This is a genomic window from Rhizobium sp. LjRoot254 (genome assembly GCF_964254105.1).
Classification (GTDB): Bacteria; Pseudomonadota; Alphaproteobacteria; order Rhizobiales; family Rhizobiaceae; genus Rhizobium_E.
This window is the reverse complement of the sequence record NZ_CAXUSM020000001.1, coordinates 1,211,677-1,223,800: the sequence shown is the minus strand read 5'-3', so window position 1 is coordinate 1,223,800 and position 12,124 is coordinate 1,211,677. Positions and strand designations below refer to the sequence as shown.

General features: G+C 60.8%; 7 protein-coding genes. 3 read left to right on the top strand and 4 right to left on the bottom strand.

The features are described 5' to 3' along the window. Positions 1–47: 47 nt before the first annotated feature. Positions 48–842: a GNAT family N-acetyltransferase gene (locus tag ACSQ26_RS06030; protein WP_436007238.1), complete on the top strand. Its 795-nt coding sequence runs from the start codon at positions 48–50 to the stop codon at positions 840–842. Here ACSQ26_RS06030 and ACSQ26_RS06025 read toward each other — a convergent pair. Genes ACSQ26_RS06025 through ACSQ26_RS06015 form a run of 3 tightly spaced genes read right to left on the bottom strand, consistent with a single transcriptional unit; the run spans position 839 to position 5,372 of the window. Then, positions 839–1,054 (bottom strand): ribbon-helix-helix domain-containing protein, encoded by a 216-nt coding sequence (locus ACSQ26_RS06025; RefSeq protein WP_436007236.1) that lies wholly within the window; start codon positions 1,052–1,054, stop codon positions 839–841. The genes ACSQ26_RS06030 and ACSQ26_RS06025 overlap by 4 nt on opposite strands. Further along, positions 1,054–4,200: an efflux RND transporter permease subunit gene (locus ACSQ26_RS06020; protein WP_436007234.1), complete on the bottom strand. Its 3,147-nt coding sequence runs from the start codon at positions 4,198–4,200 to the stop codon at positions 1,054–1,056. The genes ACSQ26_RS06025 and ACSQ26_RS06020 overlap by 1 nt, the downstream gene beginning before the upstream one ends. After that, positions 4,197–5,372: an efflux RND transporter periplasmic adaptor subunit gene (locus tag ACSQ26_RS06015; RefSeq protein WP_436007232.1), complete on the bottom strand. Its 1,176-nt coding sequence runs from the start codon at positions 5,370–5,372 to the stop codon at positions 4,197–4,199. The genes ACSQ26_RS06020 and ACSQ26_RS06015 overlap by 4 nt, the downstream gene beginning before the upstream one ends. 178 nt (positions 5,373–5,550) lie before the next feature. On the opposite strand from ACSQ26_RS06015, the gene ACSQ26_RS06010 reads away from it, so the two are divergent. Together ACSQ26_RS06010 and ACSQ26_RS06005 are read left to right on the top strand one after the other, a co-directional pair. Continuing rightward, a complete protein-coding gene (locus ACSQ26_RS06010; protein ID WP_436007231.1) occupies positions 5,551–8,205 on the top strand; it encodes an ATP-dependent helicase in 2,655 nt (884 codons plus the stop codon). Positions 8,206–8,352: 147 nt separating this feature from the next. Beyond that, positions 8,353–9,645, top strand: coding sequence for an ImmA/IrrE family metallo-endopeptidase (locus ACSQ26_RS06005; protein ID WP_436007229.1), 1,293 nt, complete (start codon positions 8,353–8,355; stop codon positions 9,643–9,645). Between the two features lie 182 nt (positions 9,646–9,827). Here ACSQ26_RS06005 and ACSQ26_RS06000 read toward each other — a convergent pair whose 3' ends face one another. Continuing rightward, a complete protein-coding gene (locus ACSQ26_RS06000) occupies positions 9,828–12,089 on the bottom strand; it encodes a hypothetical protein (RefSeq protein ID WP_436007227.1) in 2,262 nt (753 codons plus the stop codon). Between the last annotated feature and the right edge of the window lie 35 nt (positions 12,090–12,124).

The window sequence follows — 12,124 nt, the reverse complement described above, 5'->3', positions numbered from 1 at the left end:
TCTTGCGCCGAATTGGTTATCATCACTGCTCTCACGGGGAGCGTCCCATGTCAGGTTACTTCGGCACCGAGTTGCAGCAACGACTACAGGCACAGGCGGAATCGAGCGCCGATTTCATCCGTGCGACACCCGGCGCGTGCCAGAATGGCCGGATGATGGGTTGCGATGATCTCGACAAAATCGGCTGGGAAAGGATCACGGCCTTCCTCGATCGCGATGGCGTGTGTGGCTTTCGCCTGTTCTCTCCGTCCAAAGCAGACGAAGCGAGAGCCCTTCTCGCGGAACGGGACTTTCGCCTCGATACCTGGGATGTCTTCGTCGCCGACCGCGCGACGGGGCTTGCCGCCTCGGAGGCGATCGTGGCGCGCGGCCTGCCGGACGGTCTGGTCGACCTCGAGGCGCCGACCGATCCCACCGGCGAACACACGGCCCGCATCCAGTCGCTGATCGGTGGAGCCGGCGTTGTGCCCTTTTCGGGCTCACTGCTCGTCGGTGAGTTCGACCCGGCGACGACCGTGGCGGTCGGTGATCAACAGGGAAACGTCGTAGCGGCGGCGCACGGCTACATGCCCCACAATGCCGACAGCGTCTTTCACAAGTATGCCTGGGGCGGATTGGTTGCCGTGGCGGAATCGGCTCGGGGCAAGGGTCTGGGCAACTACATCAATGCCCGCATGGTCACAAGCGTGTTTCGGGACCTCGGCGCGGCTTATGTCTACGAGCTGGTGTCTGCGTCCAATGCAACGTCGCGGCGCATGGTCGAGGCATGCGGTCTCCGTCATCGACCGGATCTCATTAGCGGCGCTGCCGCGAGGAACGACGCGGCGCGCCACACACGTTAGGACACCTCGGCCGTCATCGTCTTCAACACATACACCCTCAGCGCCGAGGACAGATTGTAACTGTCCGGCCGGCCGTCATCCACTTCGGCGATCAGCGCTGCCAGCGATCGCCCGCGTCGGGCGGCAATTTCCTTGAGGGCGGTGAAGAACTCCTCCTCCAGCGAGAAGCTCGTGCGGTGGCCGTGGAGAGAGACGGAGTATTTGCGTACCATCACTGCGCGGCGGTCGGGATGAGCTCTTCCTCGAGGCTCATCCGGTTGCTGTTGGCGGCTTCCATCTCGCGTGTCAGCCGCTCCTCCTCGTGGGCATGCGGCTTGGCGAGCCCGGCGAACATCTGATAGGCGACGGGCGTGATATAGAGCGTCACCAGCGTCGCGAGGCCAAGACCGCCGACGATAACCCAGCCGAGCGCCACGCGCGCTTCGGCGCCGGCGCCGGCGGCAAGCGTCAACGGCAGGCCGCCGAGGATGGTCGCAATCATCGTCATCATGACCGGCCTGAGGCGGATACGGCAGGCATTGCGGATCGCCTCGCGCACGCTCTGGCCGTCATCGCGCAACTGGTTGGCGAATTCGACGATCAGGATGCCGTTCTTGGCCATGATGCCGACCAGCATAACGAGTCCGATCTGGCTGTAGATATTGATCGTCTGCCCTGTCAGCATCAGCGCGAAGACCGCGCAAGCGAGCCCAAGCGGCACCGTCGTCATGATGATGACTGCCGAGACGAAGCTCTCGAACTGCGCCGCCAGCACCAGGAAGATGATGACGATGGCAAAGCCGAAGACGATCATCATGCCAGAGGAGTTCTGGTTGAGCGTGGCAGCCTCCGAAAGCGGCAGGACATTGACACCATCGGGCAGGATTTCGCGCGCCGTCTGCTGCGTGAAGGCCAGCGCGTCGCCCAATCCCGTCCCCTCCTTCAGCGACGCCGTGATACCGACGGACCGCTGCTGGTTCTCGCGCGACAGTTGCGGCGGGATCGACCGCTCCTTCAGCGTCGCCACCGCCGACATCGGCACGAACCGGCCGTCCCGCGTCTTGAGGAATATGCTCTCGAGATCTTTCGGATCGTTGATCGGATTGTCCGACGAGACGAGCGTGATATCGATGCGGCGGCCATCGACGAAGACATCGCCGATGCTGGTGCCGGCAAGCAGCGCCTGCATCGCCTGCGCGAGCCCCGTGATATCGACCCCGATATCAGCCGCCTTCTCGCGGTCGATATCGACGGAGATCTGGGCCTGCGTCGGGTCGTTGTCGAGGCGCACGAGATCGAAACGTCCACTCGCGTTCAGCGCATCGATCATCTTGTCCGCCTGCGCGTAGAGCTGGTCGTAGTCGTTGCCCGTCAGCGCGAAATTGAGGCCGGAGCCCGCACCGCGAATGCCGAGGCTGTTAGGCTGAATGATGTTGGCCTGCAGCGCAGGTGCTACGCGCAGTGCCTTGCGCACATCCTCGGTGATCGCGATCTGGTTGCGCTCGCGCCTTTCCCAGGGCGCCAGCGTCAGCACCATGAAGCCGGAATTGGACGAGCCACCCTGGCCGCTGATGGTGAAGACGTTGAGCACCTCGCCGGAATTCACCAGCGGCTGCAGCGCGTCCTCGACCTTGCGCAGTTGCGATTCGGTATAGGCGAGGCTCACGCCCTGCTGCGCACGGGCGCGCACGAGAATGGTCGAGCGGTCCTCCTTCGGCGTCAGCTCCTGGCCGAGCGAGAAATAGGCCGCCACCGAGGCAAACAGCATCAATACCGAAACGGCCACCACGATGCCGGGCACGGCAAGCACCGCGGCCAGCGTCTTCTCGTAAACCTTGGCGAAGATGTTGCCGAGGAAGCTCATGATGCCGTGATGTTCCTCGACATCGTGGGCGCCCAGCATACGCGACGCGAGCATCGGGCAGAGCGTCAGCGCCACCACGCCCGACAGCATAACCGCGATCGCCAGCGTGAAGCCGAATTCGCGGAACAGCCCACCGGCCTCGCCGGGCAGGAAGGCGAGCGGCACGAACACCGCGGCGAGCGTAATGGTCGTGGCGACGACGGCGAAGAACACCTGCGTCGTGCCGACCACGGCGGCCGCGCGCGCGCCCATGCCCTGGGCGCGATAGCGCACGATATTCTCGAGCACAACAATGGCGTCATCGACAACGAGGCCGGTCGCCAGAACGATGGCGAGCAGCGTCAGGATATTGACCGAGAAGCCGGCGAGATAGATCGCGGCCAGCGTGCCGACCAGCGCCACCGGCATGGTGACGGTCGGGATCAGCGTGGCGCGCAGATTGCGCAGGAAGAGATAGATGACGCCGACGACGATGACGACGGACAGCACCAGCGACAGCACCACTTCGTGGATCGCGCCGCGAATGAAGCTCGCATCGTCGCTGGTCACACGCATCTCCATGCCCTTGGGCAGGGTCTTGGAGAGCTCGTCCACGACCTTCCTTATGCCATCGGAAATGTCGAGCGTGTTCGACTGCGCCTGGCGGATGATGCCGAGGCCGACGCCTGATATGCCGTTCGAGCGCATGGTCGAGGTGCCGTCTTCGGCGCCGAGCGTCACGTTGGCCACGTCACCGAGGCGAACCTTGCCGTTGATGATGAGGGATTCGAACTCCTGCGGCGTCGTGATGTCGGAACTCGCACGCACCACGATATTGGTCGAACTGCTTTCGATCGTGCCCGCCGGCACATCGAAGGCGGCGGTCGATAGCGCGGTGCGGATGTCGGCTACCGTCATCCCGCGGCTGGCGAGCTTGGCCTGGTCGAGATCGATGCGGAAGCTCTTCTGCTTGTCGCCGAAATACTGCACGTCGGCGACGCCCTCGACGGAGGCGAGCCGGTTCTCGATCACGTCCTCGATATAGACGGTCAGGTCCTCCGCCTTCATGGTCGAGGAAGTCACCGCAATGCGCAGCACCGGCTGGGAATCGGCATCCGCCTTGATCACGCGCGGCGCGATCGTGCCGTCAGGCAGGTCGTCGGTCACGCGGGCCAGCGCGTCGCGCACGTCGGCGGCGGCCACTGCGAGATCGGTCGTGTCGGAGAATTCCAGCGTCACCCGGCTGTTGCCGAAGGCCGAGACCGAGGACACCGATTTCAGGCCGGTCACGCGCGCCACCGCACCCTCGATCGTATCGGTCACCTCGCGGTCCATCGTTTCGGGCGAGGCGCCGTCGAGGTCGGTCCGCACGGTGATCACTGGCCGGTCGACCGAGGGCAGTTCGCGCACTTCGATGCCGTTGAAGGCCGCCAGCCCCGCCACCACGATCAGCGTATTGAGAACCAGCGCCAGGATCGGCCGCCGCACGAAAAGCGAGGCCGAGAAGGCTTCCTTGATACGGCCGCCCGGGCTCAAGGTTTCACCGTCCCGGCGGCATCCGCCACCTTGTCGTTCTTCTTGTCCTCACCGAAAATCTTCACCGTCGCGCCGGCCTTCAATTGCTGCAGGCCCTCGATGATAATCTTATCGCCCGGCTTGACGTCGCCATCCACGAGCACGTCGTCCTGATTGCGCTGGATGATCGCCGCCGAAACGCGCTCGACCTTCTTGTCCGCATTCACCCGCCAGACATAGGAGCCGGTGCTGTCCCACTGGATGGCGAGCGGGCTCACCGACGGCCACATATCACCGGGAAGGTTGACGACCACCTCGAAGGATTGGCCTGCACGCAGTTCGTCGCCCTGGTTCTCGATCACGGCACGCACATGCAATGTGCGGCTCGCGGGGTCGATGCGGTTGTCGATCGCCTCGATCTTGCCCGGAAAGCTCTTGCCCGGCCGCGCGATCGGTCGCGCCGCGACCTCCTGGCCTTCCTTGATCAGGCCCGTGAAGCGCTCCGGCACCCAGAAATCGACCAGCAGCTTCGAGCGGTCGTCCAGCGTCACCAGCGGCGTGCTCACGGTCACATAGTCGCCGACTTCGACATTGACGATGCCGGCGATACCGTCGATCGGCGCGCGCACGATGCGCCGTTGCAGCGCAAGCTCGGCCGCCGAGGCGACCAGCCGTGCGGTCTCCACCGCCGTCTGCGTGTCCTGGTAATCGGCCTGCGAGATGATCTTCTTGAGGTCTTCGTTGCGTGTCATCTTGTTGGTGGCGGCCTGCAGTGCGACTTTCGCAGTTTGCGTCGCGATCTTCTCGACATCGTCGTCGAGCGTGGCGATGACATCGCCGGCTTTCACCCGCTGTCCGGATTTCACCATCAGTTCGGCGATCTGGCCGGATACGAGCGGCGTCACCGCAACAGAACGCACCGCATCACCATCGCCGATGGCGCGCAGGCTGTCGTTGATCTTGCCTTTTTCGGCCGCCTTCACCACCACGGTCTGGTCGCGGTTGCCTCCGCGGCGATTGCCTTCTTCAGGCGCCTTGGCCGTCGGCGTCTCGCGGGCCACGAGACGGATCATCGTTTCCGGCACGCCGACCTGGCGCGCAAGCGTCGCCGATCCCGGCATGAAATGCATCAGGATCAATGCACCCACGACGAGAAAAACAAGTCCTGTCAGCAGTTGGGTTACGATTCTCATACAATTCTCCGGCCCAAACCAGTGTATCTCGCTCCCCCATTTCTTATCTTTCATTACGTATCGGCGGGCAAGATTGATTTGCCAGATGGACGAAATGTAATGTAATCGTGAACCTGAAAAGCGAACAAATCGTGACCAGGCTTTGCCAAGACCAGCCGAATCATGCATGGGAAACCCGATGATATCTGGCTTTGACGACATTCCCTTCTTCGATGAAGAGCCGACACCCCGGCAGCAGAAGCAGGACCCGAAGCCGGCGGCCGAGCGCCCCGCCGGCCCGAGCGGTCTTGCCGCGCGCGCCATGGCCGCCCGCAACGGCGCCCGCCCTCGCCCGTCCTATCTCGAAGGATTGAACCCCGAACAGCTGCGCGCCGTCGAAACGTTGGATGGTCCTGTTCTCGTTCTCGCCGGCGCCGGCACCGGCAAGACGCGCGTTCTGACCACCCGCATCGCCCATATCCTGGAGATGGGCCGCGCCTTCCCAAGCCAGATCCTGGCCGTCACCTTCACCAACAAGGCGGCGCGCGAAATGCGCGAGCGCATCTCGCATCTTGCTGGCGAAGCCGTCGAAGGCATGCCCTGGCTTGGCACGTTCCATTCGATCGGCGTGAAATTCCTGCGCCGCCATGCCGAACTCGTGTCACTGAAATCCGATTTCACCATCCTCGACACCGACGACGTCATCCGCCTGCTCAAGCAGTTGATCGTGGCCGAGGGGCTGGACGACAAGCGCTGGCCGGCCAAGCAGTTCGCGCTGATGATCGACGGCTGGAAGAACAAGGGCCTCGATCCCGACCAGATCCCGGAAGGCGATTCCCGCGCCTTCGCCAACGGCAAGGGCCGCGCCCTCTACACCGCCTACCAGAACCGGCTGAGGACGCTCAACGCCTGCGATTTCGGCGACCTGCTGATGCACCCGATCCGCATCCTCAAGACCAACCCCGATATCCTTGCCGACTACCAGAACCGCTTCCGGTATATTCTGGTCGACGAGTACCAGGACACGAATACGGCGCAGTATATGTGGCTGAGGCTCTTGGCGCAGAAGCCAAGAAAGAAAGACCCCGCCCCAACCCCTCCCCACAAGGGGGAGGGGCTCGGAGCCCGTGGCGCCGGCTTCGCTGAGAATGCTGGCCCCGCATACGCGGACGCCGATGATTTCCCGGGTAGCGATCCGCAGGCTAGCCCCTCCCCCTTGTGGGGAGGGGTTGGGGCGGGGTCTTCGTCTTCTTCTTCCGTCAACATCTGCTGCGTCGGCGACGACGACCAGGCGATCTATGGCTGGCGCGGTGCCGATGTCGATAACATCCTCCGCTTCGAGAAGGATTTCCCCGGCGCCACCGTCATCCGCCTTGAGCGCAACTACCGCTCCACCGCCCATATCCTCGGCGCATCCGGACACCTGATCGCGCACAACGAAGGCCGGCTCGGCAAGACGCTGTTCACCGAACAGGACGATCCCGACCATGAGAAGGTCCAGGTCCACGCCTCCTGGGATTCGGAGGAGGAAGCCCGCGCCATCGGCGAGACGATCGAGCAGTTGCAGCGCCAGAAGCACAATCTCAACGACATGGCGATCCTCGTCCGCGCCTCGTTCCAGATGCGCGAATTCGAAGACCGCTTCGTGACACTCGGCCTCAACTACCGCGTCATCGGCGGCCCGCGCTTCTACGAGCGGCTCGAAATCCGCGATGCCATGGCCTATTTCCGCCTCGTCTGCCAGCCCGCCGACGACCTCGCCTTCGAGCGCATCGTCAATACGCCGAAGCGCGGCCTCGGCGACACGACGCTCCGCTTCCTGCACGATTACGCCCGTTCGCGCGACATCCCGATCCTCCAGGCATCCGCCGACATCGTCGAGACAGAGGAACTGAAGCCCAAGCCGCGCAAGGCGCTCTTTGACGTGGTGCAGAATTTCCAGCGCTGGCAGAAGGCACTGGAGACCATTCCGCACACCGAACTCGCCGAGCAGATCCTTGAGGAAAGCGGCTATACCGACATGTGGAAGGCCGACAAGACGGCCGAAGCGCCGGGCCGGCTGGAAAACCTCAAGGAACTCGTCCGCTCAATGGAAAGCTTCGAATCCATGCGCGGCTTCCTCGAACACGTCTCGCTGGTCATGGATGTCGAGCAGAACGCATCGCTCGATGCCGTCTCGATCATGACGCTGCATTCCGCCAAGGGCCTGGAATTCGACACCGTCTTCCTGCCCGGCTGGGAGGAAGGCCTGTTCCCGCACCAGCGCGCGCTCGACGAAGGCGGCCGCTCGGGCTTGGAGGAAGAACGCCGCCTCGCCTATGTCGGTATCACGCGTGCCAAGAAGCGGCTGCACATCTGGTTCGTCTCCAACCGCCGCATCCACGGCCTCTGGCAATCGACGATCCCGTCGCGCTTCCTCGATGAACTCCCGGCCGATCACGTCGAAGTCGCCGAGGTCGAGCAGAGCTACGGCGGCTACGGCCGGGCCAACCCCTACGGCCAATCCCGCTTCGACCGCCAGGAACCCTTCTCCTCCGGCTACACCTCACCCGGCTGGCAGCGCGCGCAAGCCAACAAGACCGACGCCACCCGCAACAACTGGGGCAACCGCTCCGGCCACCAGGTCGAGCGCATCGGCTACGGCGAAGCCGGCCCCACCGGCAAGGTCATCACGGGCGAACTGGTGGCCAAATCCAAGATCGACACCCCGAGCGATTTCTCGGTCGGCGACCGCGTGTTCCACATCAAGTTCGGCAACGGCAATGTGGCGGGGATCGAGGGCAACAAGCTGACGATCGATTTTGACCGCGCCGGGCAGAAAAGGGTACTGGACGGGTTTGTGGAGCGGGTGTGATTAAGATGTTTGACCCTTCAGGCTCAGCGACACGTTTCCCAGGCCACATTGTAGCCTTCAGAGGGTTCTTCGACTTCTAACAACAGCTATTTTGCTATAAAAGCAGCGTAACCATCTCGTGATTGTTTCTGCAATCAAGGACAAATCGTGAACTCTTCAATTAAGGGCGATAGGCTCGAAGATGCGTTCCACCAATATCTTCTCGACCAGCAAAATCGAGGAGACCTCGTCTTTGGAACTTATCCACCCAGCAACTGTAAAATCTTCAAAAAGAAGAAATATTATTGCAAAGAGCGCGAAGCTGACGTCGAATTTGATGTTGTCCTAGAGGTGTATCGCCAAGGTGGTCTTTCACCTCACCTCTATGTGATTTTCGAGTGTAAAAACCACAATGGAAGTATTCAAGAGATATATGTAAACGATTTTTCACAGAAAATTGGCCGGATATTCGAGCACAGCTCCAAAGGCGTCATTGTCGTATCTTCACGACTACAATCTGGAGCCGAGAAAGTCGCCAGAAATAGCGGAATGGGGATCGTAAAGTACGACAAACACGGGCTTGACATTGTTGCTGATCGTAGAGGTCGTTCTTACGCAGAAAATAGCTTTGTCGAGTCACAAATATTCCGAAGTGAATCGTCAGCTAAGTCCCTGAAATTCTCTGCTTATTACGACGGAAGCTTCTTCGGAACGATGGATGAATTTTTGAGAAGCCTTGATCCACACCTCCATGCCGAAATCAAAAATGAAAAAGCCCCGACGTCTATTCCTTACGTTCCGGCCGAAACGATTAAGAACTCGGTTCGAGAGATTCTAAATCAAATCGATTACGTGGGTGGCCCCGTCAATCTCGAAAAAATTTGCTCGACCTTGTCGATAGATTTGCAATTTTCTGCCCAGAAAATACGAGACGTAGACGGCACCCCTATATTGGGATCCGCAAACTTTAATCACAATTTAATTCGCATAAATGCCAACGAAAACAGGAATCGAGAACGGTTTACTATCGGCCATGAGATCGGCCATTTCTGCTTGAAGCATCAATTGTATCTAAGCTCGGAGACCATTATTGAAAGAGACCTCCTGATAAACAATGAGACGGAAAAGAGCTTCAATTATGAGCGCCTTGAAATTCAAGCGAATGCATTTTCCTCTAATCTAATTCTTCCCGATGACTTCTTTAAGGATAAAACCGCCGAATGCCGGCGGCTTCTCGATATTAGAGACAGGGGGCATGGCTACATATTTGTTGACGACCAACCATGCAATTATACTGTATATGACCAGCTATTATTGAATTTATCATCGCACTTTGAGGTATCGAAACAAGCAATTCAAATAAAACTCAAGAGTTTGAGAATGCTTACCGATCAAAGAAAGCGTCACGAAGTTTCGCCTATTTCGCAAATGTTAGAAAATCTAACTTCATCGCGAAGATGATCAAATTCGTTGACACGCATGCCGAATATGCCCGCGTGGATGCGAGGACCGTCTGATGCAGAACATTCGAGTTTCTGAAAACCGAAGCCGATTACGGCTGGTCGAGACATGCAGAAACACTGGTAAAGCCATACATCACGCACAAGCCGGCTACGGAATAATAGCCCCGCCCCCTCGCCCGTCTAGACGATCAGGAAGTCCGCTTCAGTGAGCGACAGGCCGCGATCCAGTTTCGCAAAACGCACTGCATCATTGCCGCCGACGCCGTCGCTGTCGAAGAACAACCCGCCACTCGACTCATTGTAGATGATCCGGTGCGCGGCATCGGTGGCGGCACTGCCAATGTGGAAAGCGCCGGCGGCAAGCGCGCCCGGTGCGCCGATGCCAACGAAAACGCTGTCTTCCAGAAGGATCAGATCGTGTGCTGCGGAAAAGCGGCGGATGATATCGACATTTGCATTTGCATCGAGCGTTGTGGAGAAAAGGAACTGATCGTCCGCTGATCCGGCCTTCAGCACATCATTGCCGAGCCCGCCGTCGATGCGGATTCCAGGGCCGGCGCCCAGGCCCTCGAGGTCGATGGTGTCATCGCCGGCTCCCGCTGAAAACAGCACAGCGTCACCCGTCTCCCTGGCTGCGATTTTCACCTCCCAGGGCATGCCCTTGATCGCGACGGTCGAACCGCTGCCCGACACCGAAACCTTGTCGTCGATAGCGCGACCCAGGATCGAGATCGTGTCGGCCTGTCCATCGCCTGTCCCCGTCCCGGCCACGCCGGCAAGATCGAGACTGATAAGCTGCGCGCTGCTTGCCGAGAGATCGCCGATGGCAATGGTGTCGCTGCCGCCGCCCGCATGGAATTGAAACCGCTCCACCATGTTCGTGGTGATCTGCACGGCGGCGACATTGCGCAACAGGTTGAGTTGCTGTCCATTCGAAAATATGTCCACGCTCTCGCTCACGGCGCTTCCGGAGAAGTCCAGAAGGTCCTTGCCGGCGCGGCCATTGATCGTATCGTTGTCGTCTCCCGGGTTCCAGACAAAGCGATCACGGCCGCCCGAGCCGAGCAGAAGATCGTTGCCGTCACTGCCGCGAAACTCGAGCTGCATCTTCACTGCCGGCAAGCTGCTGGCATCGATCAAGTCTGCTCCGATGTTGCCATTGACCACCAGCCGATCTCGGGCATCGGCGTTACGGATGGCCGTGGTGGCTGGCAGTCCCCCCACCGAAATGACGCCATTGGCGACCGACAGCACAACGACGTCGGCGGCGGCCGTGCCCGCTACGGTGACGGTATCGGCCGATCCTGCACCGCGCTTCTCGACCAGATCGACGTCTACGCTCTCGACGTCCGTGCCCGTCAGGTCGCCAATGCTCAAATTGTCGATGCCGGCGCCAGCGCGAAGGGACAGGCTTTCGACATCGTCTATGTCGAGCACGGTCGCGTCGATGCTGCCGGAGATGATGACCCGCCCGCCATTGGCGGCAACGCCGAAGCTTTCGCCCGCGCTCGCGCCGCTGAGTTCCAGCCTGTCCGCACCGTCCTGACCTTCAATGACATCGTTGCCGTCGCCGCTCTTCCAGGCATAAAGGTCGGCATCGCTGCCGAGTAGCGCGACATCGTTCCCCCTGCCGCCCCGGACGCGATCTCGCCCGTCGCCGCCAAGGAGCACATCCCCGTTGACGCTGCCGGTTATCCTGTCATTGCCATCTCCTCCGTCGAGCAGGAGCTGATGGGCGCCGGCTATTACGCCACTGGCATTAATCAGGTCCCCGCCACCGTCGCCGAAGATCCGAAGCGTATCCGTTGCCTCCAGGACGTTGACCCTGACGAACCACGGCAAGCCGGTGACTCTAGCCATGGTGCCCACGCCGTTGATGGATATGCGATCGGCCGACCCGGTGCCGTGTACCTCGACGGCGTCGGCCTGGGCGTCGCCAACCCCGCTGCCGAGGACACCTTCAAGATTGATGAAGATGCTCTCGGCGTCCGTGCCGGCCAGCGTATTCACGACGACGTTATCAGCGCCACCCAGAGCATGGTAGAGCAGGGTCTCCATCCCGTGCAGGTCCATGGTGACATTGGCAATATTCCGGAAGAAGCTGATCCGGGAGCCGTTCGCGGATATGGTGATGTTTTCCGCGACGTTGGCGCCCGAGAAGTCGAGCGTGTCGATGCCGCCTTGCCCTTCAACAATATCGTTGTCATCGCCCGGAGACCAGGCGAAGAGGTCGTTTCCGCTTCCCAGCCGCGCAAGATCATTGCCATCACCGCCGCGGATGACGTCGTTCCCGCCGCCGCCTGCGAGCGTATCGTCGCCGAGCCCGCCTGTGATCGTGTCGCGGCCGCCGCCGGGAAAACTTGCACCGTCGGTCACGACAGAGGGAGAGACTTCACCAGGTGTGATGATGTCGGGTGAAGATGAACCAGTGAATGTCGCCATGAGCGGAATTCCATGTGCAGACTGATCTGGCAAGG